The 24,990-nt window shown below is 71.0% G+C and carries 23 protein-coding genes; 10 read left to right on the forward strand and 13 right to left on the reverse strand.

Features of this window, described 5'->3' with window-relative positions; all coding sequences use genetic code 11:
* Together ACLJQZ_RS23235 and ACLJQZ_RS23240 are read left to right on the forward strand one after the other, a co-directional pair.
* On the forward strand, positions 1–1,017 hold the full coding sequence (locus tag ACLJQZ_RS23235; RefSeq protein WP_410622005.1) for a hypothetical protein: 1,017 nt from the start codon (positions 1–3) through the stop codon (positions 1,015–1,017).
* 81 nt (positions 1,018–1,098) lie between these two features.
* Positions 1,099–1,629: a GNAT family N-acetyltransferase gene (locus tag ACLJQZ_RS23240; RefSeq protein ID WP_410622006.1), complete on the forward strand. Its 531-nt coding sequence runs from the start codon at positions 1,099–1,101 to the stop codon at positions 1,627–1,629.
* A gap of 228 nt (positions 1,630–1,857) precedes the next feature.
* On the opposite strand, the gene ACLJQZ_RS23245 is transcribed toward ACLJQZ_RS23240, so the two are convergent.
* Positions 1,858–3,597: a glycerol-3-phosphate dehydrogenase/oxidase gene (locus tag ACLJQZ_RS23245; RefSeq protein WP_410622007.1), complete on the reverse strand. Its 1,740-nt coding sequence runs from the start codon at positions 3,595–3,597 to the stop codon at positions 1,858–1,860.
* A 244-nt stretch (positions 3,598–3,841) separates the two neighbouring features.
* On the opposite strand from ACLJQZ_RS23245, the gene ACLJQZ_RS23250 reads away from it, so the two are divergent.
* Together ACLJQZ_RS23250 and glpK are read left to right on the forward strand one after the other, a co-directional pair.
* The gene (locus tag ACLJQZ_RS23250) at positions 3,842–4,594 is read left to right on the forward strand and encodes an MIP/aquaporin family protein (RefSeq protein WP_247060835.1); all 753 of its coding nucleotides are present in this window, start codon (positions 3,842–3,844) and stop codon (positions 4,592–4,594) included.
* A 32-nt stretch (positions 4,595–4,626) separates the two neighbouring features.
* The gene (gene glpK, locus ACLJQZ_RS23255) at positions 4,627–6,141 is read left to right on the forward strand and encodes a glycerol kinase GlpK (protein WP_410622008.1); all 1,515 of its coding nucleotides are present in this window, start codon (positions 4,627–4,629) and stop codon (positions 6,139–6,141) included.
* Between the two features lie 49 nt (positions 6,142–6,190).
* On the opposite strand, the gene ACLJQZ_RS23260 is transcribed toward glpK, so the two are convergent.
* The 5 genes from ACLJQZ_RS23260 to ACLJQZ_RS23280 form a co-directional block, all read right to left on the reverse strand.
* Complete coding sequence (locus ACLJQZ_RS23260) at positions 6,191–6,994, reverse strand: VOC family protein (protein ID WP_410622009.1); 804 nt, start codon at positions 6,992–6,994, stop codon at positions 6,191–6,193.
* An 80-nt stretch (positions 6,995–7,074) separates the two neighbouring features.
* On the reverse strand, positions 7,075–7,722 hold the full coding sequence (locus ACLJQZ_RS23265; RefSeq protein ID WP_410622010.1) for a class F sortase: 648 nt from the start codon (positions 7,720–7,722) through the stop codon (positions 7,075–7,077).
* Between the two features lie 280 nt (positions 7,723–8,002).
* Complete coding sequence (locus ACLJQZ_RS23270; RefSeq protein ID WP_410622011.1) at positions 8,003–8,527, reverse strand: hypothetical protein; 525 nt, start codon at positions 8,525–8,527, stop codon at positions 8,003–8,005.
* 163 nt (positions 8,528–8,690) lie between these two features.
* Positions 8,691–9,146, reverse strand: coding sequence for a hypothetical protein (locus tag ACLJQZ_RS23275; protein WP_410622012.1), 456 nt, complete (start codon positions 9,144–9,146; stop codon positions 8,691–8,693).
* Between the two features lie 72 nt (positions 9,147–9,218).
* Complete coding sequence (locus ACLJQZ_RS23280) at positions 9,219–10,622, reverse strand: NAD(P)H-quinone dehydrogenase (protein WP_326946189.1); 1,404 nt, start codon at positions 10,620–10,622, stop codon at positions 9,219–9,221.
* A gap of 128 nt (positions 10,623–10,750) precedes the next feature.
* Between ACLJQZ_RS23280 and ACLJQZ_RS23285 the strand changes: the two genes are divergently transcribed.
* Positions 10,751–11,203, forward strand: coding sequence for a gamma-glutamylcyclotransferase (locus ACLJQZ_RS23285; protein WP_247060826.1), 453 nt, complete (start codon positions 10,751–10,753; stop codon positions 11,201–11,203).
* A gap of 62 nt (positions 11,204–11,265) precedes the next feature.
* Here ACLJQZ_RS23285 and ACLJQZ_RS23290 read toward each other — a convergent pair whose 3' ends face one another.
* The 6 genes from ACLJQZ_RS23290 to ACLJQZ_RS23315 all read right to left on the reverse strand — a co-directional run bounded on the left by ACLJQZ_RS23290 (position 11,266) and on the right by ACLJQZ_RS23315 (position 19,230).
* Entirely contained in the window at positions 11,266–12,108 is an 843-nt protein-coding gene (locus tag ACLJQZ_RS23290; RefSeq protein WP_410622076.1) for a DUF559 domain-containing protein, read from the reverse strand.
* A gap of 220 nt (positions 12,109–12,328) precedes the next feature.
* Entirely contained in the window at positions 12,329–13,630 is a 1,302-nt protein-coding gene (locus tag ACLJQZ_RS23295; RefSeq protein WP_410622013.1) for an amidohydrolase, read from the reverse strand.
* Between the two features lie 226 nt (positions 13,631–13,856).
* Positions 13,857–14,159, reverse strand: a complete 303-nt coding sequence (locus ACLJQZ_RS23300; RefSeq protein WP_410622014.1) for a hypothetical protein — start codon at positions 14,157–14,159, stop codon at positions 13,857–13,859.
* 59 nt (positions 14,160–14,218) lie between these two features.
* Positions 14,219–15,214 (reverse strand): methylmalonyl Co-A mutase-associated GTPase MeaB, encoded by a 996-nt coding sequence (gene meaB / locus ACLJQZ_RS23305; protein ID WP_410622015.1) that lies wholly within the window; start codon positions 15,212–15,214, stop codon positions 14,219–14,221.
* A 3-nt stretch (positions 15,215–15,217) separates the two neighbouring features.
* The gene (gene scpA / locus ACLJQZ_RS23310) at positions 15,218–17,398 is read right to left on the reverse strand and encodes a methylmalonyl-CoA mutase (RefSeq protein ID WP_410622016.1); all 2,181 of its coding nucleotides are present in this window, start codon (positions 17,396–17,398) and stop codon (positions 15,218–15,220) included.
* The gene (locus ACLJQZ_RS23315) at positions 17,395–19,230 is read right to left on the reverse strand and encodes a methylmalonyl-CoA mutase family protein (protein ID WP_410622017.1); all 1,836 of its coding nucleotides are present in this window, start codon (positions 19,228–19,230) and stop codon (positions 17,395–17,397) included. Before ACLJQZ_RS23315 ends, scpA begins: the two co-directional genes overlap by 4 nt.
* A 97-nt stretch (positions 19,231–19,327) precedes the next feature.
* Between ACLJQZ_RS23315 and ACLJQZ_RS23320 the strand changes: the two genes are divergently transcribed.
* Together ACLJQZ_RS23320 and ACLJQZ_RS23325 are read left to right on the forward strand one after the other, a co-directional pair.
* Positions 19,328–21,064, forward strand: a complete 1,737-nt coding sequence (locus ACLJQZ_RS23320; protein WP_410622018.1) for a serine/threonine-protein kinase — start codon at positions 19,328–19,330, stop codon at positions 21,062–21,064.
* Complete coding sequence (locus ACLJQZ_RS23325; protein ID WP_410622019.1) at positions 21,064–22,071, forward strand: ketopantoate reductase family protein; 1,008 nt, start codon at positions 21,064–21,066, stop codon at positions 22,069–22,071. Before ACLJQZ_RS23320 ends, ACLJQZ_RS23325 begins: the two co-directional genes overlap by 1 nt.
* Here the strand turns inward: ACLJQZ_RS23325 and ACLJQZ_RS23330 are convergent.
* Entirely contained in the window at positions 22,068–22,697 is a 630-nt protein-coding gene (locus tag ACLJQZ_RS23330) for a MerR family transcriptional regulator (protein WP_410622020.1), read from the reverse strand. The genes ACLJQZ_RS23325 and ACLJQZ_RS23330 overlap by 4 nt on opposite strands.
* A 130-nt stretch (positions 22,698–22,827) precedes the next feature.
* Between ACLJQZ_RS23330 and ACLJQZ_RS23335 the strand changes: the two genes are divergently transcribed.
* Genes ACLJQZ_RS23335 through ACLJQZ_RS23345 form a run of 3 tightly spaced genes read left to right on the forward strand, consistent with a single transcriptional unit; the run spans position 22,828 to position 24,979 of the window.
* The gene (locus ACLJQZ_RS23335; RefSeq protein WP_410622021.1) at positions 22,828–23,784 is read left to right on the forward strand and encodes a hypothetical protein; all 957 of its coding nucleotides are present in this window, start codon (positions 22,828–22,830) and stop codon (positions 23,782–23,784) included.
* Entirely contained in the window at positions 23,784–24,203 is a 420-nt protein-coding gene (locus ACLJQZ_RS23340) for an ABA4-like family protein (RefSeq protein ID WP_410622022.1), read from the forward strand. The genes ACLJQZ_RS23335 and ACLJQZ_RS23340 overlap by 1 nt, the downstream gene beginning before the upstream one ends.
* A complete protein-coding gene (locus ACLJQZ_RS23345; RefSeq protein ID WP_410622023.1) occupies positions 24,200–24,979 on the forward strand; it encodes a purine-nucleoside phosphorylase in 780 nt (259 codons plus the stop codon). The genes ACLJQZ_RS23340 and ACLJQZ_RS23345 overlap by 4 nt, the downstream gene beginning before the upstream one ends.
* The last annotated feature ends 11 nt before the right edge of the window (positions 24,980–24,990 follow it).

A 24,990-nucleotide genomic window follows, 5' to 3' on the forward strand; every position in this document is an offset into this window, starting at 1 on the left:
ATGAAGAGCAAGTTCTGGGTGCGGGCCGTGGCGCCCGTCGTCGCCACGCTCACCGTGGCGGCGCTGGCGCAGCCCGCTGAAGCCGTGACGAGCCGCCTCCCGTGGCAGCCGACGGTCCTGCCGCTGCCGCCGGGCAGCAGCGGCGGGTTCCTGACCGGTTCGGACGGGAAGGGCGAGTACACCGGGACGTTCCGGGTGAACGACGTGACGCAGGTCGTCAGCTGGCGCGGCGGGCAGCCTGTCGTGCGCGGCCTGCCGAGCGGGTACGAGCGAGCGGACGCCAACGACGAGAACCCGTCCGGGCAGGTGGCGGGCACCGCGCACGACTACCAGACGATGATCAGCCGGGCGTTCGTGCTGGACGCGACCGGGTTCCACCTCAAGGACGTCCCGGCGGGCTACGACTACGTGTTCGGCCTCGCGATCAACACGAACGGCGACCTGCTGGGCCAGGCCTACCGGGCCGGCAACGGGCCCGGCGCCGTCGTCCTGTGGCGGGCCGGCGGGAGCGCGCCGGTGATCATCCCGCAGTCGGCGGACGTCTCGTCCGCGCGTGACCTGGACGACGACGGCACGATCCTGGTGAACTCGGGCACCGGCTCGGGCCGGTGGAAGGACGGCGTCTTCCGGCGGCTGTCGCCGAGCCCGTCCTCCCAGGCGACCGCCCTGGCGATCCGCAAGGGCGTGGTCGTCGGCGTCCGGAACTGGGGCGGCGAGCAAGCGGCCCGCTGGACCACGCCGGACACGACCGTCGGGCTGGAGGGCGGCGGCCTGGCCTTGAGCGTCAACTCCGGGGGCTTGACGGCGGGGCTGGTGCCCAACCCGTCGGGCCCGGTGATCGTCGGGAACGGCGCGGTGTGGCGCGGCACGACCCCGGGCGTCGTCCGGGGCCCGAGCGGCTACGCCGTCTTCGAAACCCGCGTCGCGGCCGACGACGGCTCGCTCGCCGGGTTCGCCACGAACGGATCGCGGGACGCGGGCGGGGTGCCGGTGATCTGGCGCCTGCTACCTGCGTAACCGGGCAGTCTTCTTGCCTTGACCGCGCCTTGATCGCCAGGCCGGGGGCGGTGTGCCGCCGGCCTGGCTAGGCTGGGCGGAGTGGAACCGGTGGAGATCAACGCGGGCACGTACTACCTGCGCCAGCTGCGCGCCGACCGGCACATCGACGACCGCGCGGTGCTGATGGAGGCGTTCGCCGACCCGACGCACCGCAAGTACGTCCTGAACTACCGCCTGCGCACCCTCGACGAGGCCACGGAGTACGTCACCCTGCGCGCGGCCCAGTGGGCGGGCGACGAGCGCTGCTCGTGGGCGATCGCCGAGCCGACATCAGGACGGCTCCTGGGCGAGGTGGGCCTGCGCGAGCTGAACCTGGACGCGGAGTACGCGGAGGCGACGATCTGGATCCACCCCGCCGAGCGCGGCAAGGGGATAGCGACAACGGCGTTGAACGCGGCCCTGCGCTTCGGTTTCGGCGGCCTGGGGCTGACGGAGGTCAGCTACCGCTACGAGGAGAGCAACGCGGCCTCGGCGATCGTCGCGGAACGCTGCGGATTCACCTTGCTGGGCCCCGAAGACCACCCGGCCCCCACGGGCGAGCGCCTGATCCGCTGGCACCGCACGTCCTAGCCGCACCGGCCATCCAACGTCGCCGGCCATCACCGCCACCGGCCGAAACTCCCCCCACCCTTCCCTGGGGGGCGGCCCCTAGGCCAGTCTATCGGCGCCCTCGGCCGAAACCCGCCCGGAAGGGCGTCGGCGCCCGAGTTGCCCACAAGCCGGGGAGCCTGTGGACAACGCCGTGGCGAACCGCCTGGCAGCCAGGCCGCAGGCGGTTCGACCACGGAAAAGCCGCGATCAGCTGACCGGCGTCACGATGCCCGAGCGGGCCTCCGGGGCCGCGATCCGCAACGCGTCCGCCGCCTCGTCGCTCGGCTGGGACTGGGACTCGCGTTCCGCCTCGACCCGCGCGCGGTAGACCTCCACCTCGCGCTTCACCGTTTCGGGTGACCAGCCGAGGACCTCGCCGACCAGGTCCGCGACCTGTTCCGCGCAGTCGACGCCGCGGTGGGCGTACTCGATCGAGATGCGCGTGCGGCGGGCCAGGACGTCCTCGAGGTGCAGCGCGCCCTCGTGCGCGGCCGCGTACACCACCTCGACGCCCAGGTAGTCCGGCGCGTGCTCGATCGGCTTGAGGAGCTCCGGCCGGCCCTCCGCGAGCGCCAGCACCTCGTGCACCAGCGAGCCGTAGCGGTCCAGCAGGTGCCTTACCCGATAGGGGTGCAGGCCGTGCTCCGCGGCCAGGTGGTCGGCCTGGTTGACCAGCGCGTGGTAGCCGTCCGCGCCGATCAGCGGGACCTTGTCCGTGATCGACGGCTGCGAGCGGCCCGGCAGGTCGACCGCCGCCGCGTCGACGGCGTCCGCCGCCATCACCCGGTAGGTCGTGTACTTGCCGCCCGCGATCGCGACCAGGCCCGGCGCCACCCGCGCCACCGCGTGCTCGCGCGAAAGCTTCGACGTCTCTTCGCTCTCCCCCGCCAGCAGCGGGCGAAGGCCGGCGTACACACCTTCGATGTCGTCGTGCGTCAACGGCGTCGCCAGGACGCTGTTGACGTGCTCCAGCAGGTAGTCGATGTCGTGCTTGGTCGCCGCCGGGTGCGCGAGGTCGAGGTTCCAGTCCGTGTCCGTGGTGCCCACGATCCAGTGATTGCGCCACGGAATGACGAACAGCACCGACTTCTCGGTGCGCAGGATCATCCCCGACTCCGACACGATCCGGTCGCGCGGGACGACGATGTGCACGCCCTTGCTCGCCCGCACCCGGAACCGCCCGCGGCCGCCCGAAAGGCGCTGCAGCTCGTCGGTCCAGACGCCGGTGCAGTTGATCACGACGGCCGCCGAGATCTCCGTCTCGCGCCCGTCTTCGACGTCGCGCACGCGCACGCCGGACACCCGGTCGGCTTCGCGCAGGAACCCGACCACCTGGGTCGACGTCCGCACGATCGCGCCGTAGTGCGCCGCGGTCCGCGCCACCGTCATGGTGTGGCGGGCGTCGTCGGACTGCGCGTCGTAGTAGCGGATCCCGCCGATCAGCGCGGACCGCTTGAGCGCCGGCACCATCCGCAGCGCGCCCGCGCGGGTCAGGTGCTTCTGCCCCGGGACGCTCTTGGAGCCGCCCATCGTGTCGTACATCAGCAGGCCGGCGGCGGTGTACGGCCGTTCCCAGACGCGGTGCGTCAGCGGGTAGAGGAAACTGACCGGCTTCACCAGATGGGGTGCGATCGTCGTCAGCATCAGCTCACGCTCGCGAAGCGCTTCCCGGACGAGCCCGAATTCGAGCTGTTCCAGGTAACGCAGGCCGCCGTGGAAGAGCTTGCTCGACCGGCTCGACGTGCCCGAAGCGAGATCCCGCGCCTCGACGAGCGCGACCCGCAGCCCGCGGGTGGCGGCGTCCAGCGCCGTGCCCGCGCCGACCACGCCGCCGCCGATCACGACGACGTCGAAGGTCTCCTTGCCCAGCCGCTGCCAGGTCTCCTCCCGCTTGCGCGGGCCCAGTCGAGCCGGGTTCGTCTCCGCTGCGTGCTGCGCGCTTGCCACGTGACAGTCCTCCTCGAGCCGGCGAGGCTTCCAGCATCGCACGACCTGATGATCCTGCGCCCGTTCGCGGAGGACACATGTGGCGTAACCCTCCGCGATCTTGAAAAGATTGCGCTAGCCGGTCCTTGGACCAGGCTTCTACGCCCGGGTAACGTCGCCCGGACGTGGGTCGGCAACGGTGCCGTGGCACGCCGTGATCGGCCTTGCGCAGAGTGTCCAGTGTGGCCAGTGTGGAGGTACAGCGGTGAGTGCTGGAGCAATAATCGTCTGGGAACTACTGGGAACAGCGGCGCTGATCCTGCTCGGCAACGGTGTGGTGGCCAACCACGTGCTGCGCAAGACCAACGGCAACAACGGCGGAATCCTGTTCATCAACTTCGGCTGGGCGTTCGCCGTCTTCACCGGTGCCAGCATCGCCGCGCCGAGTGGCGCGCACCTGAACCCCGCGGTGACCCTCGGGCTCGCCATCGCGGACAAGACCAAGTGGGCCGACGTGCCCTTCTACTTCATCGGGCAGATGGCCGGCGCCATCATCGGCGCCCTGTTGTGCTGGGCGACCTACAAGCTCCAGTTCGACGACCACCCCGAGCCGGAGAACACGCTCGGCATCTTCTCCACGGCACCGCAGATCCCGAACCGGGTCTGGAACCTCGTCACCGAGATCATCGGCACCTTCGTCCTGGTGGCCTGGATCCTGCTCAGCCCGACCTTCGCCACCACCGGGGACGGCGGCACGCCGAACTTCGGCAACTCGGCGCTCGGCTACGCGGGCGTCTCGTTCGTGGTCCTCGTGATCGGTACCTCCCTCGGTGGGCCGACGGGCTACGCCATCAACCCGGCTCGTGACCTCGGCCCGCGTATCGCGTACGCGTTCCTGATGCCGATCCGGAACAAGGCGAACGCCAACTGGGGCTACTCGTGGATCCCGGTCGTCGGCCCGCTCATCGGTGGCGCTCTCGCCGCGCTCGTCTACCTCCTCGTGCACAACCTGACCTGATCGCCTCCCCCCACGGAATTCCTGGAGCACAGATGACTTCGTACGTAGCCGCGATCGACCAGGGCACCACCTCGACGCGGTGCATGATCTTCAACCACGAAGGCCGCGTGGTCTCGGTCGACCAGCGCGAGCACGAGCAGATCTTCCCCAAGGCGGGCTGGGTCGAGCACAACGCCGAGGAGATCTGGGAGAACACCCGCCAGGTCGCCGCGGGCGCGCTCGCCAAGGCCGACCTCAACGCCAGCGACATCGTCGCCGTCGGCATCACCAACCAGCGCGAGACCGCGCTGGTCTGGGACAAGTCCACCGGCAAGCCGGTGTACAACGCGATCGTCTGGCAGGACACCCGCACCGACCGGATCGTCACCGAGCTCGGCAACCTCGGCGGCGGCCAGGAGCGCTACCGCGACAAGGTCGGCCTCCCCCTCGCGACGTACTTCTCCGGGCCGAAGATCAAGTGGATCCTCGACAACGTCGAGGGCGCGCGCGAGAAGGCCGAGGCCGGCGACCTGGTGTTCGGCAACATGGACACCTGGGTGCTGTGGAACATGACCGGCGGGCCCGACGGCGGCGTGCACGTCACCGACCCGACCAACGCCTCCCGCACCATGCTGATGGACCTCGACACGCTGCAGTGGGACCCCGAGATCGCCGCCGAGATGACGATCCCGCTGTCCATGCTGCCGGAGATCCGCTCCTCGTCCGAGGAGTACGGCAAGGTCCGCGAGAAGGGCGCGCTGGCCGGCGTGCCGATCGCGGGCATCCTGGGCGACCAGCAGGCCGCGACGTTCGGCCAGGCCTGCCTCTCTCCCGGCGAAGCCAAGAACACCTACGGCACCGGCAACTTCATGCTGCTCAACACCGGTACCGAAAAGGTGATGTCGCAGAACGGGCTGCTCACCACGGTCTGCTACAAGATCGGCTCAAACGACACGATCTACGCGCTGGAAGGCTCCATCGCCGTCACCGGTTCGCTGGTGCAGTGGCTGCGCGACAACCTCGGCATGATCGGGACCGCGGCCGAGATCGAAGAGCACGCACGCAGCGTCGAGGACAACGGCGGCGCGTACTTCGTCCCGGCGTTCTCGGGTCTGTTCGCTCCTTACTGGCGATCCGACGCTCGCGGTGCGATCGTCGGGCTCACCCGGTTCGTCAACAAGGGACACCTGGCCCGCGCGGTGCTGGAGGCGACCGCCTTCCAGTCGCGCGAGGTGATCGACGCGATGAACGCCGACTCCGGTGTCCCGCTGAAGTCGCTCAAGGTGGACGGCGGCATGGTCGTCAACGAACTGCTCATGCAGTTCCAGGCCGACATCCTCGGCGTGCCGGTGATCCGCCCGGTGGTCAACGAGACCACCGCGCTGGGTGCCGCCTACGCCGCCGGGCTGGCGGTCGGGTTCTGGAAGTCCGAAGACGACATCCGCACCAACTGGGCCCAGGACAAGCAGTGGGACCCGTCGATGGACGACGCCCGCCGCGAATCCGAGTACCGCAACTGGAAGAAGGCCGTCACCAAGACCTTCGACTGGGTGGACGACGAAGACTGACCGTCAGGGCCGGGGGCACGCGTCGAAAAGGTGCCCTCGGCCCGCCCGCTCAGTCGTCCCAGCCCTCCGGTTTGCCGGATTGCTCGTTGGGCGCGATGACCAGGAACGGCACGCCCTGGTCGTCGACCAGCCGCACCTGCCGGCCGTGCGGTGAGTCGAACGGCTCGCCCACGGTCCGGCCGCCGAGCTCGACCGCCTTGGCCGCGCTCGCGTCGGCGTCCGCGACCCAGAAGTACACCGACCAGTTCGACGGCACCTCGGACGGCACATCGGCGGGCATGCCGCCGATACCGCCGATCGGACGGCCGCCGAGCAGCAGCACCGAGTACGTGAAGCCGCCGCCGGAGATGTCTTCGACGCCGTAGCCGAAGACCTTCTCGTAGAACGCCTTGGCCGCCGGGTAGTCCCGGCTCATGCACTCGTTCCAGGCCGACGTGCCCGGCGCCGCCGTCACCTGCGTGCCCGTGTGGTTGCCGGGCTCCCAGAGGCCGAACGCCGCGCCGCCCGGGTCGACCGCGACGGCCATCCGGCCTTCCTTCATCACGTCCATCACCGGCACCACGATGTGGCCGCCGGCCTCGGTGATCGCCGCGGCCGCCTTGTCCACATCGGACACCGACAGGTAGGTCGTCCACGTCGCGGGCATTTCCTGACCCGCCGGGGTCTGGCCGATCCCGGCGACCGGACGTCCCCGCAGCATCGCCATGCCGTAGAAACCGGTCTCCTCACCGCCCGCCTGCACGTCCCAGCCCAGCAGGCCGCCGTAGAAGGCGACCGCCTTCGCCTGGTCGGGCACCATCAGGTCCACCCAGCTGGGTGTCCCGTCGGGCCATGGCTCGTCGTGGAACAACATGTCGGCTCCCTACCCTCGTCTGCGCCGCCTCGGGTGACGGCCGACACAGTGTGGCACCGGGGTCCGACAAAAACGGAAAATCAGCTCTGGACCAGGCGTGCGTAGACGACGATGTTGTCCACGTAGTTGCGCGCGCTCCGGTCGAAGACGCCGCCGCAGGTGATCAACCGCAGCTCGGGGCCGGCCGTGTCGTCGTACGCGCCTTCGGCTTCGAAGTCCTTTTTGGGCACCTGGTGCACTTTCGTCACCTCGAAGAGCGCCGTCGAGCCGTCCTTGCGGGCGACCGAAACCCGGTCGCCGGTGGCCAGCTCCTTGAGGCGGAAGAAAATCCCCTTCTGGTGGTTGCCGTCGACGTGCCCGAGGACGACGGCCGGGCCGACCTCGCCGGGCGTCGGCGCGTAGGTGTACCAACCCGCCTGCAACGGCGTCGTCACCGGCGGGACCTGAATGGTGTCGTCCGGGTTGAGGCCGAGCGGGACCAGCGACGAATGCGCGCCGATCTTCGGGATGTCGATCGAGACGGGCTCGGACTTGGGCAGCGCCGCGACGGCGTCCTGCGCGGCGCTCGTGGGCTGCGGCCGGATCGCGACCGGACGAGGGGCCGGTGGCTGCGCCGTCGACGGCTGCGGCCCGCCGCCGAGCGTCAGCGCGAGCACCGCCAGCGCGGCCAGCAGCGCCACGACCAGCGTGATCAGGACGGCCCGTCTGCGGCTGATCTTCGTGGTCATGCTCTCCCCCGGGATGGTGGTGCGGTACCTGCGCACCAGGCACACGCCCGGCGCCTCCGCACGGTTTGGCCGGCGGGGTCACGAACCCGTCGCGATCGGCGCATCGCTGCCCCGACGGTACCGCCGACCCCGGCGTGAAAGCACCCGGCCGGGTGAACTTCCCGGCCGGGTGCTTTCCTTCGGCGCTCCCCCTCGAAGCGCCGACGCGGTTCACGCGGCCGGGTGAACCTCCCAGCCGTCGCTCAGTCCTGATCCCTGCCCCCGGAACGAGCTCACGGCATCAGTCGCGGCGGGACCGGCGGGCCAGCACGAGACCGCTGCCGCCGAGCGCGAGGATCCCCATGGCCCCGGCGGCCGCCGGCGGGCCGGTCGGCGCGCCGTCCGCCGGGCCGTCGGTGCCGCCGGTCTGCGGTGCGCCCGCCGGGACCTTGGCGACCTGCTTCCTCGCCCCCAGCACCTCCAGGTAGGCCGTCGACTTCTCCGGGCCGCAGTGCAGCGTCACCGCGTACTTGCCCGGCTTGACCTGGTTGACCTTCGCCGTCTTGCCCCCGGTTTCGTAGGCGATCGCCGCGGCGGTGACCGACACCTGTTCGCCCGGCCCACGGGTCCGGCACGCGAAGTCCACCTTCACCAGCGCCCCCGGGGCCGCCCGGCCCGGCAGCACGGTCAGCTGCCGGGTGATCCGGGTCATCGGGCCGTCCGGGTGCTCCGGGTGTTCCGGGGTCGACGTGGCCGCGAGCGCCGCGGCCGGCGTCAGCACCAGGAAAGCCGCGGCCGCGCCGGTGGCGAACAACGTGTTCTTCATTCTTTCTCCCCTGCGAAAACAGAATGCGGTAAACGACCCTTCGCGATCCCCATGCCGTTTACCTGTACCCCAAAGACGTGCTTGACCAGCAAGGGTTGCGTCCGGGGGAACCAACGAAAAAACCGCCCCGGAGCGTGTGATCCGGGGCGGTTTTCGTAGTTTTTCAGCCGGCCATGCTGCCGTCGCCCGCTTTCGCGGCGCCGGACGGCACCTTTGTCACCTGGGCGGCCGGCACCGAGAACTGGGTGCTGTAGGACTTGTCGCCGCACGTCACGGTAAGCGGGTACGTCCCGGCCGCGGTGCCCGGCTTCAGGGTGGCGTCGGCGCTGATGTTCGCGTCGGCGCCCATGAACGGGCCCGGGGTGTAGTTGGCGAACGTCAGCGCGGGCGAGGAGAAGGCCGGCGCCGCGCCCTCGCACTTCGCCAGCGCGACGTTCGGCGCGTCCCGGACGTACTTGTCCACGAGCGACTGGTTGATCGCGGTGTTGACGTTGAGCTGGACGCTGCCGGCGCCCGGCGCGGGCGAGGGGGTCGGACCGGTGCTCTGCGGCGCCGCCGGCGCCGCCAGCGCCGTCGCCCCGATCACCGCTGCCGCAACAAAAACCAACGTCTTGCGCACCTTCGCACCCTTCGCGTCCTTCAGCCTTACAACCGACAAGACGCGACGGGGGCGATGGGGTTGCGTCGTGGATCAGTCGAGATCGTCGTGACGCATCAACTGGCGCCCGGCCTCGGTGATCGAGCCCGACAGCGACGGGTAAACCGAAAATGTCAGTGCCAGGTGGTCCACTGTGAGCTGGTTCTGGACGGCGAGCGCGATGGGAAGGATGAGCTCGCTCGCCTGCGGCGCCACGACGACACCACCGACGACCACGCCGGTGGCGGGGCGGCAGAACAGCTTCACGAAGCCTCGGCGGAGGCCCTCCATCTTCGCGCGCGCGTTGGTGGCCAGGGGCAGCATGATGGTGCGCGCGGGCACCTCGCCGGAGTCGATCGCGTGCTGGCTGATGCCGACGGTCGCGATCTCCGGGTGGGTGAAGACGTTGGCGGCGACGGTCTTGAGCTTGATCGGCGCGACGCCCTCGCCCAGCGCGTGCCACATCGCGATGCGGCCCTGCATGCTCGCCACCGAGGCGAGCATGAGCACGCCGGTGCAGTCGCCGGCGGCGTAGATCCCGGGAACGGAGGTGCGCGAAACGCGGTCGACGGTGATGAACCCCCCGGGGCCGGGCGAGATGCCGACCTTGTCGAGGCCGAGGTCGGCGGTGTTCGGGACCGATCCGACGGTCATCAGCGCGTGGCTGGCTTCGATCACGCGGCCGTCGGCGAGGTGGATCTCGACGCCCTTCTCGGTGCGCTCGACGCGGTCGGCGCGCGCCTGCTTCGCGACGGTCGTCCCGCGCTGCGAGAAGACCTCCTCGAGCACGGCGGCGGCGTCGGCGTCCTCGTGCGGCAGCACGCGGTCACGGCTGGAGACGACGGTGACCTTGACGCCCATCTCGGTGTAGGCGGACGCGAACTCGGCGCCGGTGACGCCGGAGCCGATCACGGCGAGGTGCTCGGGCAGCTCCTGGAGCTCGTAGAGCTGGCGCCAGTCGAGGATGCGCTCGCCGTCCGGCACCGCGCCGGGCAGCACGCGCGGGGTGGCGCCGGTGGCGATCAGGACGACGTCGGCCGGGAGCTTCTCGGTCTCGCCGTCCTGCTTGGTGACGGAGACCTTGTGCGTGGCGAGGCCGGGCTCTTCGTCGCAGAAGCGGGCTTCGCCGATGATCACGCGGACGCCCTCGCGCTGGACGCGCGCGCGGATGTCGGCGGACTGCGCCAGCGCGAGGCCCTTGACGCGGCCGTGGACGGTCGGCAGGTCGATGCTGGTGTCGGCCATGTCGGTGTTGATGCCGAGCTCGCCGAGGTCGTGCATCTTCGCCAGCGCGCCCGAGCTCGCGATGAACGTCTTCGAGGGAACGCAGTCGTAGAGGACACAGGCGCCGCCCAGGCCGTCGCGCTCGACGATCGTGACGTCGGCGCCGTGCTGGGCTGCGACCAGCGCGGCTTCGTAGCCGGCCGGGCCCCCGCCCATGATCACGATCCTGGTCACCTGGGTCCTCCTCGAAGTGCGTGATAACGGTGGTCTCACCGTACGCGGCGAAGGTGGCCGGACACTGAAGTGGGCGAACACGCCGAGTGCGTCCACTCGGGTGAGCTGTGGGTCGCTACGCTGTCGGCGTGCCGTTGTATGCCGCTTACGGATCCAACATGGAGCCCGCCCAGATGCTGGAGCGCGCGCCGCACTCACCGATGGCCGGCTCCGGCTGGCTGGAGGGGTGGCGCCTGACCTTCGGTGGCGAGGACCTCGGCTGGGAAGGTGCCCTGGCCACGATCGTCGAGGACGCCGGTTCCCGGGTCTTCGTCGTTCTCTACGACGTCACGTCCCTGGACGAGACGGGCCTCGACCGCTGGGAAGGCGGCGAGCTGGGGATGCACAGCAAGATCCGCCTGAGAGTCCAAACCATGGACGGCTCGGTGCTGGCCTGGCTCTACGTCCTGGACGCCTACGAAGGCGGCCTGCCCTCGGCCCGCTACCTGGGCGTCCTGGCGGACGCCGCGGAAGCGGCCGGAGCCCCCGCCGACTACGTCGACGACCTCCGAACCCGCCCCTGCTCCGGCATCACCGGCTAGCCGCCGTGTCGTCCCTCTAATCACGCGTGTCGACCCTTCAATCACGCGTGTCGACCTCCTGATCACGCCGCTCGACCGGATCGCCGGTCGAAGGCGCTCCGCAGGTCGGTCAGCAGCCGACTGGGGTCACGGAGGTCAGCCGCGGCCGCACGGACGGTGACCCACCCCCGGCCCTGCATCTGTTCGTCTCGTTTGAGGTCGTAGTCGCGCCGTTCCTCGTGCGCGGCGAACCCGTCGTACTCGAGGGCAATGCGCCGGGTCGGCCAGGCCATGTCGAGCACGAAGAGCTTCCTGCCGTCGATGGCGGTGATCTCGTACTGAGGCTCGGGCACGGGAAATCCGGCCTCGACCACGAGGAGCCGGAGCACGCTCTCGGGAGGCGACTCCGCCTTGCCCGTGGCGAGGTCCAGCAGCATCAGCGCCCTGTGGATACCTCGCCGGTCCCGGCGATCGTCAAGGCGGTCCCGCACATTCTCCCGAAGCTTCGCGCAGTGGTCAGGAGGCAGGCCTCTCATCGCCTCGTCGACCGCCGCGAAGGCCTCACGCTTGTCGCCGTCGCAGAGAAAATCTGCCAGCGCGCGATCGATCGAAAACATGGCCAGGCCATCGATCTCGATCATGTCCTCGTCCCGGAAGCCGCCTTGGTGCACGATCAAGCCGGTGCGCGAACGGATACGGCGCGAATAGGGCACCGTCACGTGGACATCGTGGTCGCCGGCGGCGGAGATACCATGCAGCGCAAGGGAAGTAGCGCCGGACAGAGTCACCGGTCGCCCTACGGCAAGCAGCGCTGCCGCGGCTCTCGTCGGCAGCTTCAGCAGGTCGGAGGCGTGCACCACGACACCCCGCCACGGCTGAGTCAGTACGCCTCGCTCAAGCCCCTCGAGGACCTTGCGCCGACCCAAAACCCGGTCGGCCTCGCTCCGCGAGAGGACTCCATGTCGCCTTGCCCAATCGATCACGAAGTCAAGAATGAGGCCCTTCCATCGTGCGACGGAAGGGCCTCATCCCCAGCCTGTGGATAACTACCGGCCTGTGGATAACCCTGTGTATGCCTCAGCCGTGACTGAGGCGCCGACACGCGTGATCAGGAGGTCGACACGCGTGATTGAAGGGTCGACTCGGTTAGGCGAGGGTGGCTAGGGCGGTGTGGACCAGGGTTCGGACTCCGCAGGCCAGGGCCCGCTCGTCGAGGATGAAGGTCGGGCGGTGGATGTCCGATTGCGGGGCCGGGTCGCCCGGCCAGACGCCCAGGCGGGCGAAGGCTCCCTGGACGTGCTCCAGGTACCAGCCGAAGTCTTCGCCGCCGGAGGACTGCTCCGTGCCGGCCACCGCTTCCTCGCCCAAGGCCGCCTCGACGCCCGCGCGCATCAGGGCCGTGGAGTCCGCGTCGGAGACGACCGGGGGGACGCCTCGGCGGTAGTCCAGCTGGAAGCCGACGCCCGTGGGGGCCAGCAGGGACTCCACCGACGACGCCACCAGGGGCTCCAGCGCCGTCCAGACCTCGTGGTCCGCCGTGCGCAGGGTGCCGCGCAGGACGCCGTCCTGGGGGACGGCGTTGGCCGCCTGGCCCGCGTGGACCGCGCCCCAGACCAGCACCGTGCCGGACCGGGGGTCGACGCGGCGGGACAGCACCGACGGCAGTGACGTGATCACCGTGCCGAGCGCGTGCACCAGGTCGGCCGTCAGGTGGGGGCGGGACGTGTGCCCGCCCGGCGACGTGAGGCGCAGCTCGATCAGGTCCGCGGCCGACGTCAGCGCGCCGACGCGCATGCCGACCTTGCCGACCTCGAGCCGCGGGTCGACGTGCAGGCCGTAGATCCGGTCGACGCCGTCCAGCGCGCCCGCCGCGATCATGTCCAGCGCGCCGCCGGGCATGACCTCCTCGGCGGCCTGGAAGATCAGCCGCACCTTGCCGGGCAGCTCCGGCGCGCCGGCCAGGGCACGGGCCGCGCCGAGCAGGATCGCCGTGTGGGCGTCGTGGCCGCACATGTGCGCCGCACCCTCCACAGTCGACGCGTAGGGCAGCCCCGTCGCCTCCGTGAGCGGCAGCGCGTCCATGTCCGCGCGCAGCGCGACGCACCGCTCGCCGCGGCCGATGTCGCAGACGACACCGGTGCCGCCGGGCAGCACCCACGGCTTGAGGCCGACGGCACGCAGCAGCGTGACGACCAGCTCGGTGGTCGCGAACTCGTGCCGCGACAGCTCCGGGTGCGCGTGGATGTGCCTGCGCCACGCGAGCACGTCGGTCGCGTTGGCGCGAAGCCAGTCGTCAAGCCAGAACGGGCCGCGGCCCGCACCAAGGTCCTCCACGGGAGCCATGCTTACGCCGGCTTCGGAAATGAGCGCCTCCGGCCCCTCGATAGGGGTGATGATGCGCCCGTGGGGGTCGCCTGGAACGTCCGGTCGTGAGTCGAGCACCGTCACGCCGCACCTCCTCCCGCAACACGGGTAACCCGCGCAGCGGCTGGGGTCACGCAACGTGCCGATCGTTCTTTCGTACGCATTTGCAGACGATCGTGCACCATGCAGGAGGCAAGCCGCGCCTCGAAACGAGGCGTCCTAGACGGCCGGTAGCTGATCTGCGTTGAACGGTGTGCAGTAGTTCGGCCAAGGCGAACGCCGACGGCTGCTCGCCCGTCCGGACGCAGGGTTACGACCCTTTGGCCTTCTTCGACCGGATCCGCCGGCCCCAGACGACGATGCCGAGCAGGACCACCGCGACCAGGCCGGCGATCAGCTTGGTCTTGGTCTTCTCGGCGTTCGCCTTGTCGGTCTGGGCCGGGTCGAGCACCGGTCCGGGCGCCTGGGTCTGCGTGAGCACGGGCGCCGCGCCGGCGTGCGCCACGGTCACCGTGACAGCCGCCGGACGCACCGGTGACGCCTGGGCGGGCGACGCGGTGAACAGCACCGCCCCCAGCAGGCCGGCAACGACCAGAGCACGCAGTATCGCCATGTCATCCCTTCGCCACGACCGGCGGTCAACCGGCATTCTGCCCGCGCGGCGCCCGCGGGTCAGCCACCACGTGGTGGACCGAACGCGTCGAGGATCCGCTGTGCACCGAGGGTAGCGGTCAGTTCACCGGCACGCACCGCCCGTTCGACGTCGGGAACGACCGTTCGCACGTCCGGATGCGCCGCCAGCCGACTCAGCAGATTTTCGCGCACCATCGACCACGTCCAGTCGACCTGCTGCTGCCGGCGCCGGGCGGCCAGCTCGCCGGACGCCAAGAGCGCGTCGCGGTGCTCCTCGATCGCGCCCCAGACCTCGTCGAGCCGCAGGTTGTGGAGGCCGCTGCAGGTCAGCACAGGTGGCGTCCACGCCGCGTCGGGCCCGTAGATCATCCGCAACGCGCCGGCCAGCTCCCGCGCGGCGCGGCGCGCGTCCTTCTCGTGATCACCGTCGGCCTTGTTGACGGCGATGACGTCGGCCAGCTCCAGGACGCCCTTCTTGATGCCCTGCAGCTGGTCACCGGTGCGCGCGAGCGTCAAGAACATGAAGCAGTCGACCATGTTCGCGACGGCCACTTCGGACTGTCCCACCCCGACGGTCTCGACCAGGACGGTGTCGTAGCCGGCCGCCTCCATCAGCACGATCGTCTCGCGGGTGGCGCGGGCGACGCCGCCCAGCGTCCCGGACGTCGGCGACGGGCGGATGAACGCCCGCTCGTCGACGGCCAGGCGCGCCATCCGGGTCTTGTCGCCGAGGATCGACCCGCCGGTGCGCGTCGACGACGGGTCGACCGCCAGCACGGCCACGCGATGCCCGGCGGCCGTCAGATCCGTGCCCAGCTGGTCGATGAATGTCGACTTGCCGACACCGGGGACGCCGGTGATGCCGACGCGCCGGGCGCCGCCCGCCGACGGCAGCAGCTCGACGAGCAGCTCCTGCGCCTGCGCGCGGTGGTCCTCGCGCTGGGACTCGACCAGCGTGATCGCCTTCGACAGCGTGCCGCGGTCACCCGCCAGCACGCCCTTGGCGTAGGCGGGGACGTCGATCTTGCGCGGCAACGCTCAGGACTCCTGCGCCGACAGCTGGCCGAGCAGGTCGATGGCCGCGTCCGCGAGGACCGTGCCCGGCCCGAAGATCGCCGCCGCGCCGGCTTCGCGCAGCGCCGGGTAGTCCTGCGGCGGGATGACGCCGCCGACCACGACCATGATGTCCGCGCGGCCCAGCTCGGCGAGCTCGTGGCGCAGCGCGGGCACCAGCGAGAGGTGCCCGGCGGCCAGCGAGGACACGCCGACGACGTGGACGTCCGCCTCGATCGCCTGGCGGGCGACCTCGGCCGGGGTGGAGAACAGCGGGCCGACGTCGACGTCGAAGCCGATGTCGGCGAAGCCGGTGGCGATCACCTTCTGGCCGCGGTCGTGGCCGTCCTGGCCCATCTTCGCGACGAGGATCCGCGGCCGGCGGCCCTCCTCCTCGGCGAACTCCTCGACCAGCGAGCGGGCCTTCTCGACGTTCTGCGACTTCCCCACCTCCTCGCGGTACACCCCCGAGATCGTGCGGATCTGGCCGGAGTGGCGGCCCCAGAGCTTCTCCAGCGCGTCCGAGATCTCGCCGACGGTCGCCTTCGCCCGGGCCGCGTTGATGCCCAGTTCCAGCAGGTTGCCGCCGTTTCCGGCGCCCTCGGTGAGCCGCCGCAACGCGTCCTCGGTGGCGTCGGAATCACGCTCTTCGCGCAGCCGCCGCAGCTTCTCGAGCTGCTGCGTCCGGACGCCGGCGTTGTCGACCTTCAGGACTTCGATGTCTTCATCGCTGGTGACCTGGTACTTGTTGACGCCGATCACCGGCTGCCGGCCCGAGTCGATCCGGGCCTGGGTGCGGGCCGCGGCCTCCTCGATCCGCAGCTTCGGGATGCCCTCGTCGATCGCCTTGGCCATGCCGCCGGCCTGCTCGACCTCGCTGATGTGGCCCCACGCCTTGCGCGCGAGGTCGTAGGTCAGCTTCTCGACGAAGGCGCTGCCGCCCCACGGGTCGATCACGCGCGTGGTGCCGGATTCCTGCTGCAGTAGCAGCTGCGTGTTGCGGGCGATGCGGGCGGAGAAGTCGGTCGGCAGCGCGAGCGCCTCGTCCAACGCGTTGGTGTGCAACGACTGCGTGTGCCCCTGGGTCGCGGCCATCGCCTCGACGCAGGTGCGCACGACGTTGTTGTAGACGTCCTGCGCGGTCAGCGACCAGCCCGACGTCTGCGAGTGCGTCCGCAGCGAGAGCGACTTCTGCGACTTCGGGTCGAAGCCCTTCACGAGCTTCGCCCAGATCAGCCGGGCCGCGCGCAGTTTCGCGACCTCCATGAAGAAGTTCATCCCGATCGCCCAGAAGAACGACAGGCGCGGCGCGAACTTGTCGACGTCCAGCCCGGCTTCGGTGCCCGCGCGGATGTACTCGACGCCGTCCGCGAGGGTGTAGGCCAGCTCGAGGTCGGCGGTCGCGCCGGCTTCCTGCATGTGGTAGCCGGAGATGGAGATCGAGTTGTACTTCGGCATGTGCTGCGAGGTGTAGGAGAAGATGTCGGAGATGACCCGCATCGAGGGCTGCGGCGGGTAGATGTAGGTGTTGCGGACCATGAACTCTTTGAGGATGTCGTTCTGGATGGTCCCCGCGAGCTGCTCGGGTTTGACCCCTTGCTCCTCTGCCGCCACCACATACAGGGCCAGTACCGGCAGCACGGCTCCGTTCATGGTCATCGACACGCTCATTTTATCCAGCGGGATGCCGTCGAAGAGCTGGCGCATGTCGTAGATGGAGTCGATCGCGACGCCCGCCATGCCGACGTCGCCGGAGACGCGCGGGTGGTCGGAGTCGTAGCCGCGGTGGGTGGCCAGGTCGAAGGCGACCGACAGGCCCTTCTGCCCGGCCGCGAGGTTGCGGCGGTAGAAGGCGTTCGACTCCTCGGCCGTGGAGAACCCGGCGTACTGGCGGATGGTCCAGGGCTGGTTGACGTACATCGTCGGGTACGGCCCGCGCAGGTAGGGCGCGATGCCGGGGTACGTGCCGAGGAAGTCCACATCGGACAGGTCGGCCGCGGTGTAGACCGGCTTGACGCCGATGCCCTCGGGCGTCTCCCAGGCCAGCGCGTCCGGGCCCTTGCCGGTGGCGTCCTGCACGGCCTTGGCCCAGGCCTCGCGGTCGCCCGGCTCGGGCGAACCGAGGTCGACGTCGGCGAAGTTCGGGATCGTCCCAGAATCCTTCACAGTGCAACTCCCAGCTGAGTGTGCAGACCGGTGAGGACTTCCAGGGCGTCGCAGCCGGCGAAGACGTTGCCGTCCACGCCGTCGAACTTGCCCTTTCCGGCCAGTAGTACGTGTTCGGCACCCAAAGATGCCGCGACTTCGGCTGCCTCGGCCGCGTAGGCGTCATCGGTGCCGCAGATACAGGCGACCTTCGCGCCGCTCTCACGGAACGCGCCGGGCAGGTCGTCGGTCGCGCCCGGGTTGACCACCTCGAGCCCGCCCGCCTGGAACAGGTTGGCGGCGAACCCGGCCCGCGCGGTGTGCGCGGCGACCGGGCCGAGCGTGGCCAGGAAGACCTTCGGCCGCTCGCCGTGCTCGGCGAGGTACGCGTCGGACGCGTCGCGCAGGGCCTCGAAGCCCTCGGCGTAGCGGTGCCGCGGCAACCCACCGTCCACAGGGGACTCCAGCGGCTCCCGCTTCACGGGCTTCTCGGTCAGGTTCGGGAACTCGCTGACGCCGGTGAGCGGGTCGCGCCGGGTGGCGAGCCGCTTCGCGCGCTTGTCCCACGTCTCGGCGAGGCGGCCGGCGAGCGCGCCGGACGCCAGCTCCGCGACCAGGCCGCCCGCGGCTTCGATCGCGGTGAACTCGGCCCAGGCGACGCGGGCCAGGTCGTCGGTGAGCTTCTCGACGTACCAGGAGCCGCCCGCCGGGTCGACCACGCCGGCCAGCTTGGACTCCTCCAGCAGCACCGCGTGCGTGTTGCGGGCGATCCGCGCGGAGAACGCGTCGGGCCGGCCGATCGCGGCGTCGAACGGCAGGACGGTGACCGCGGCCGCGCCGCCGACGCCCGCACCGAAGCAGGCGACGGTCGTGCGCAGCATGTTCACCCACGGGTCGCGCTGGGTCAGCATCGCCGGCGACGTCACGGCGTGCTGGCGCATCGGCGACGAGAAGCCGCACACCTCGGCGACGCGCGCCCAGAGGCGGCGGGCCGCGCGCAGCTTGGCGATGGTCGAGAACTGGTCGGCGGTCGCGGCGATCCGGAACTCCAGCTGCCCGGCCGCGCTTTCGACGTCGAGGCCCGCGTCCGTCAACGAACGCAGGTAGGTGACGCCGGCGGCGACCAGCGCGCCCAGCTCCTGCGCGTCCGACCCGCCCGCCTCGTGGAACGGCAGGCCGTCGGCGACGATCGTGCGCACCTTCGGGTACTTCCCGGCGACACGCGCGGCCAGCGCGGCGGCCGGTTCCAGCGCGACGTCGGCGCCGGTCCGGGCCGCGAGCCCGATCGGGTCGGCGCCCAGCACCGCGGTGGCTTCGCTCGCCGGGATCTCGCGCTCGTCGAAGATCTCGAACAGCGCGGCCGCGGCGGCTTCGTACCCGGCGCCCGCGTCGAGGACCACCGGCGCCAGGTCGACGTAGACGTCGTTCAGCGCGTCGGCCATGGCCGCGGGCGGCACGGTCAGCCAGATCGACGTGACGCCGCCTTCGAGGTCCGCGAGGATCGCCTTGTTGACGGCCTTGGCGTCGGTGCCGGCGAACCGGGCCCGGACGTCCCAGCCCGTGCTGACCTGCCCTTCCGGGCTCGCCCCGCGCACGAACGGCGACAGGCCGGGGAAGCCGGCGTCGCCCGGCACGTCGTCCGCGGTGTAGAGCGGCTGGATGTCGATGCCGTCGTAGGTCCGCGTGACGAGCTTGCTCTCCGGGGCGCCCGTGAAGTCCTCCGGCAGCCTGCCGCTCTTGCGCAGCACGCCGGCCACGAGCTCCTGCCACTGCTCGCGCGTCGCCTGCGGAAACTCGGCCGCCAGGTCGAATTCGGAGATCGGCGCTGACTCCGGACCGGCCAGTTCAGTCATACCCAGTGATGGTAGAGGCACTCGACACGGACAGCCTGTGAGTCTGGTCGCCCCCGGGGGTGGTAGGGGTCGGAGCGGGGTACGACACAATTGGCGCGTGCCCCCCTCCAGCGAAGAGACACGACTGGTCGCCGGTCGCTACCGGCTGCGCTCGGTGCTGGGCTCGGGGTCCATGGGTACCGTCTGGTCGGCCTACGACGAGTTCCTGCACCGCCAGGTGGCCGTCAAGGAGATGAAGGTGCCGCCGGGCATCCCGTCGTCGCAGGCGGACGAGCTGCGGGAACGCACGTTGCGCGAGGCCCGCGCGATCGCCGTGCTGTCCCACCCGAACGTGATCATCCTGCACGACGTCGCCCGCGAGAACGACCAGCCGTTCGTGGTGATGGAGCTGCTGCCCTCGCGCAGCCTGGCGCACATCCTGCGCGACCACGGGCCGCTGACCTACGAGCAGGCCGCCGCGATGGGCATCGCGGTCGCCTCCGCGCTGGAGGCCGCGCACGCCGCCGGCATCACCCACCGCGACGTCAAGCCGGGCAACGTCCTCGTGGCCAGCGACGGCCGGATCAAGCTGACCGACTTCGGCATCGCCCGCAACGTCTCCGAAGCGACCATGACGCGTACCGGGATCATGCTCGGCTCCCCCGCCTACATCGCGCCGGAGGTCGCCTCGGGCGGCGCCGTCACCCCCGCGGCGGACCTGTGGGGCCTCGGCGCGACGCTGTTCGCCGCGGTCGAGGGCGCGCCGCCGTACGACGCCGACGGCGATCCGCTGGAGACCGTCGGCAAGGTCGTCAACGGGAAGGTGCCCAAGCCGAAGGCCGGGCCGCTGGCCGACGTCATCTCGGCGCTGATGAAGAAGGAGCCGAACAAGCGGATCACGCTGCGCGACGTCCGGCACCGGCTGTACCCGCTGCAGACGAAGACCGCGCTCGACCTGTTCGGGCCCGAGCTGTTCCGCACGCCGGACGGCAAGAAGACGTCCGCCCAGCCGGACGCCACCGACACCCAGGTGATCAAGACCGTCCTGCCGGAGAAGGTGGAGAAGCAGGCCGAGAAGAGCGCCGAGCTGGCGTCGGACCCGGGCCCGCTGCCGTTCCTGAAGCCGCCGCCCGCCGCGCCGGCCCCGGCACCGCCGGCCGCCACGGTGTTCGTCCCGCCGCCGCCCCTGCCGCGGTCGGGACGGCGGACCGGTAAGGCCACCGCCGTGCTCATCGGCGTGGCGATCCTGCTCTTCCTGGTCGCCGCCGGCGGCGGGTTCGCGCTGGCCCGGACGGTCGGCGGCGAGTCGCTGCTGCCGCCGGCCGCCGAGCCGCGGCCGGCGTCGAACGGGCCCACCGAGGTGCCGCCGCCCGAGCTGGTGCGCCAGTCCGGCGACGCGAACGTGGCGACCGGGGTGAAGGGCGGCGAGTTCGGCCTCGGCGTGCCGAAGGGCTGGCAGAAGTTCGTCGCCCCGCACGACACCCGGTTCGGGCTGAGCACGGTCGTCCAGTACGTCTCGGACGACGGCCGCCGCGCGATCCGGCTGGAACGGCTGACGAACTACTTCAGCGACTACCCCAGCGACCAGCCCTACATCGACCAGCTGAAGCAGCTCTACCCGTCCGACGGGTTCCAGCTCTTCCCGCCGCAGCCCCTGGCGAACGGGACCACGCTGACCTTCCGCACGACCGACAGCGGCGACTCGACCAGCGTCACCCGCGTGACGTTCATGAACCTGCTCAAGGCGGGCTCGAGCCTCTGGATCTTCTCGGTCACCGCCCCGACCGAGCAGGAGGACGCGACCCGCAAGGACGTCTTCGAGCCCGTCGCCCAGTCGCTGACCATCTCCGACTGATGACCCGGTACGTCTTCGTCGGCGCGGGCGCGATCGGCAGCGCGCTCGGCGGTCTCCTCGCCCAGCACGGCCGCTCGGTGCTGCTGGTCGCCCGTGGCGCGCACGCGGCGGCGATGGCGACCGGCGGCCTGACGCTGCGGTGCCCGGACGGCACGTCGGCGCTCCGCGTGCCGGTGGCGACCGGGCCCGAGGGCGTGCGGCTGACGGTCGACGACGTCCTGGTGCTGACGACCAAGACGCACCAGGCCGAAGCCGCCGTCGAGCAGTGGGCGGACGTGCCGGTGCACGACCACGCCGGGGCCGTCGCCGGCAGCGCCGCCGAGCTGCTGCCGATCTTCACCGCGCTGAACGGGGTCGCCGGCGAAGAGATCGCGTTGCGCGCCTTCGAGCGGGTCTTCGGCGTGTGCGTGTGGTTCCCGACGGTGCTGACCGAACCCGGCGAGGTCATCGTCCGCACCCGCTCGCCCCGCGGCGTCTTCCACATCGGCCGGTACGGCGCCGGTGACGACGACCTCGGTGCACTCCCCGCGGACTGGACCGCGGCCGGCTTCGGCGTCGTCCCGGTGGCCGAGGTCATGCGGTGGAAGTACCGGAAGCTGCTGTCCAACCTGAGCAACGCGCTGCAGGCGCTGCTCGGCGACACCACGGGCGCGGACGACCTGCGGCGAGCGGCCGAGGACGAAGGCAAAGCCGTCCTCGCGAGCGCCGGGATCGGCTACGCCGACGACGACGAGGTCGAAGCCGGCTGGGGTGGCCTGTCGTTCGAGCCGGTGCCCGGTGAGCCCGCGCAGCTGGGCGGTTCGAGCTGGCAGTCGCTCGTCCGCGGCACCGGCACGATCGAAACCGGCTACCTCAACGGCGAGATCGCCCTGCTCGGCCGCCGCGTCGGGCAGCCGGCGCCGGTCAACGCCAAGCTCACGGCACTGGCCCGCCACGCGGCTCGCGCGGGACTGCGGCCGGGCTCGCTCGACGTCGAGGAGCTTCGGCGGCTCCTGGGCCTCGGTTAGTCGGGAACGTCGCCGAGGACCTCACGGGACACCAGTTCCTGGCCGAGGTGGCGCAGGCCCGCGAAGATCCGGTCACCCAGCACCGTCACCACCAGCCCGGCCTCGATGATCTTGTCGTATGAGGTCAGGCCCGTCACCGTGTCGACGTCCAGCTCCGCGACGCGGATCGCCAGGTGCGCGTACTCCTCGAGGTGCTCCGCCAGCTTCTCGTGCCCCAGCTCCTTCGCCGTGGCCAGCGCCGCGACGAGGTTCTCGACCGCGACGTGCTTGCGCTTCAGCTCGCCCCAGCCGTTGCGGCGGACGATCCCGTCGAGCAGTTCCCACGCCCACTCGGCGGCCTCGTCGGACACCTGCGGCGCCGGGCCGGCCAGCTCCTCCTGGACGACGCCCATCGTGCGGTGCGGGGTCTTGTCGCCGTCGATCGCTTCGAGCACCGTGCCGACCGAGGCCAGCGACATCCCGCCGACCTCGGTGAGGGCCTTGATCAGCCGCAACCGCTGGACGTGCGTCGCCGAATACCGCGCCTGGTTGGGGCTGGTGCGCTCGCCTGGCGGCAGCAAACCTTCGCGCAGGTAGTACTTGACGGTCGCGACCGGCACCCCCGACTCGGCGCTCAGTTCGGCCATCCGCATGCGTTTCCGCTCCGATCGCGCGTTCGATTCAGGGTCCGCCTCCGGGGCAACCCTGAAGACTTCTCAGTATGGATACCTTAACTTCCCATAACGGAGAGCTTGACTATCCATTCTGGGAGGAACCATGACCATCCTTGCCGATCTCCGGACGAGAACCCGCGGGTGGCACCCGCCATCGCGGTACGCCGGCGCCGCCTTCGGCGTGGTCGCCGTGCTCTGCGTCGCCGCGCTGCTCGTCGACCACCGGACCCTCGAAGGCGCGCCGATCTGGGTCAAGCCGCTCAAGTTCGCGATCTCCGGCAGCCTCTACTTCCTCACGTGGAGCTGGCTGGTCTCGCTGCTGCCGCGGTTCCGCCGCACCGCGGGCTGGCTGACGAACGCGCTCGTGGTGATCTTCACCGGCGAGTACGTCCTGCTGGCGCTCCAGGCCGCCCGCGGCCGGGCGAGCCACTTCAACAACTCGACCCCGCTGGACACCACGATCTACGACGTCATGGGCAAGATGATCATCGGGCTCTGGCTGGCGACGTTCGCGCTGACCGTCCTGGTCATGTTCACGAAGGTCGCCGACCGCGCGAGCTTCTGGGCCGTGCGCGCCGGCGCCGTCCTGTCGCTCGCCGGGATCTCGCTCGGCATGCTGATGACGAGCCCGACCGCGCAGCAGCTGGCGCAGTGGAAGTCCGGTGGCACACCGGACATGGTCGGCGCGCACACCGTCGGCCTGGCCGACGGCGGCCCCGGCCTGCCGATCCTCGGCTGGAGCACAGTCGGCGGCGACCTGCGGATCCCGCACTTCGTCGGGATGCACGCACTGCAGGCGCTGCCGCTGCTCGCGATCGCGCTGCTCGCGCTGACCTCGCGGTTCCCGCGGCTGCGCGACGACGTCGTCCGCGCGCGGCTGGTCCTGATCGGCGCCGCCGGGTACACGGGCCTGATCGGGCTCGTCACCTGGCAGGCGCTGCGGGCGCAGTCGATCGTGCACCCGGACGCCGTGACGCTGGGCGCGGCCGCGACGCTCGCGGTCGCCGTCGGACTGGCCTCGTGGGCCGTCGTGCGGACCCCTGATCGGGTGGCCGTGTGATGGCCCTGTTCACCTGGGCGTTCCCGCTCGCGACGCCGTTCTGGGCGCTCATGATCCTGCTGCCGAAGTGGCGCTGGACGGCCCGGATCATGCGGTCGCCGTGGGTGCCGCTGCTGCCGCTGATCTGCTACTTCGGGCTCGTCCTGCCGCACTTCGCGGAGTGGGGGCGGGCGATGCTGCGGCCCGACCTCGGCGTGCTGCAGACGCTGCTGGCCACGCCGTGGGGCGCCGGGCTCGTCTGGGCGCACCTCATCGCGTTCGACCTGTTCATCGCGCGGTGGATGTACTTCGAGGCCCGCTCGCTGGAGATCTCGCCGTGGATCGTGAGCCCGATCCTGCTGCTCACGATCTTCCTGTCGCCGTTCGGGCTGGTGGTGTTCCTGGCCGTCCGCAGCGTCCGGATACGCTCCCTCGCATGAGCGCACAGGAAGCCGCGGCCGTCATCGCCGACCGCACTGGGGTGGACAAGCACGACATCGCCGTCGTGCTCGGTTCGGGCTGGCGCCCGGCCGCGGACGTCATCGGGGAGGCCGACGCGGAGATCCCGCTGGGCGAGCTGCCCGGGTTCGAGGCGCCGAAGGTGCCCGGGCAGGGCGGGACGGTGCGCTCGGTGCGCGTCGGCGACCGCCGGGCGCTGGTCCTGCTGGGGCGCACGCACTTCTACGAGGGCAAGGGCATCGACCCGGTGGTGCACAACGTGCGCACCGCCGCGGCCGCCGGCGCCCGGACGGTCCTGCTGACCAACGCGGCGGGCGGGCTGCGCCAGGGGTTCCAGGTCGGCCAGCCGGTGCTGATCGCCGACCACCTCAACCTGACGGCCCGCTCCCCGATCGTCGGCGCGAACTTCGTCGACCTGACGGACCTCTACTCGGCGCGGCTGCGGTCCCTGGCCCGCGAGATCGACCCGTCGCTGGAGGAAGGCGTCTACGCGGGCCTCACCGGCCCGCACTTCGAGACGCCGGCCGAGATCCGCATGCTGCGCACGCTGGGCGCGGACCTGGTCGGCATGTCGACGGTCCTGGAGGCCATCGCGGCCCGCGCCGCCGGCGTCGAGGTCTTCGGCCTCTCGCTGGTGACGAACCTGGCCGCGGGCATGACCGGCGAGCCGCTCAACCACGAAGAGGTGCTGGAAGCCGGCCGCGCGGCCGCGACCCGGATGGGCTCGCTGCTGCGCGACCTCGTCGCCCGCGCCTGACCCGACCCGTC

Source organism: Amycolatopsis sp. cmx-8-4, from assembly GCF_046548675.1.
In the GTDB taxonomy this organism is placed as follows: domain Bacteria; phylum Actinomycetota; class Actinomycetes; order Mycobacteriales; family Pseudonocardiaceae; genus Amycolatopsis.

What these genes read in the sequence shown, in the direction of transcription:
- ACLJQZ_RS23335 (WP_410622021.1), top strand. Translation starts at nt 22,828, where the DNA reads ATGACCATCCTTGCCGATCTCCGGACGAGAACCCGCGGGTGGCACCCG.
- ACLJQZ_RS23300 (WP_410622014.1), bottom strand. Translation starts at nt 14,159, where the DNA reads ATGGCGATACTGCGTGCTCTGGTCGTTGCCGGCCTGCTGGGGGCGGTG.
- ACLJQZ_RS23235 (WP_410622005.1), top strand. Translation starts at nt 1, where the DNA reads ATGAAGAGCAAGTTCTGGGTGCGGGCCGTGGCGCCCGTCGTCGCCACG.
- ACLJQZ_RS23340 (WP_410622022.1), top strand. Translation starts at nt 23,784, where the DNA reads ATGGCCCTGTTCACCTGGGCGTTCCCGCTCGCGACGCCGTTCTGGGCG.
- ACLJQZ_RS23325 (WP_410622019.1), top strand. Translation starts at nt 21,064, where the DNA reads ATGACCCGGTACGTCTTCGTCGGCGCGGGCGCGATCGGCAGCGCGCTC.
- ACLJQZ_RS23260 (WP_410622009.1), bottom strand. Translation starts at nt 6,994, where the DNA reads ATGTTGTTCCACGACGAGCCATGGCCCGACGGGACACCCAGCTGGGTG.
- glpK (WP_410622008.1), top strand. Translation starts at nt 4,627, where the DNA reads ATGACTTCGTACGTAGCCGCGATCGACCAGGGCACCACCTCGACGCGG.
- ACLJQZ_RS23345 (WP_410622023.1), top strand. Translation starts at nt 24,200, where the DNA reads ATGAGCGCACAGGAAGCCGCGGCCGTCATCGCCGACCGCACTGGGGTG.
- ACLJQZ_RS23265 (WP_410622010.1), bottom strand. Translation starts at nt 7,722, where the DNA reads ATGACCACGAAGATCAGCCGCAGACGGGCCGTCCTGATCACGCTGGTC.
- ACLJQZ_RS23270 (WP_410622011.1), bottom strand. Translation starts at nt 8,527, where the DNA reads ATGAAGAACACGTTGTTCGCCACCGGCGCGGCCGCGGCTTTCCTGGTG.
- ACLJQZ_RS23315 (WP_410622017.1), bottom strand. Translation starts at nt 19,230, where the DNA reads ATGACTGAACTGGCCGGTCCGGAGTCAGCGCCGATCTCCGAATTCGAC.
- ACLJQZ_RS23330 (WP_410622020.1), bottom strand. Translation starts at nt 22,697, where the DNA reads ATGGCCGAACTGAGCGCCGAGTCGGGGGTGCCGGTCGCGACCGTCAAG.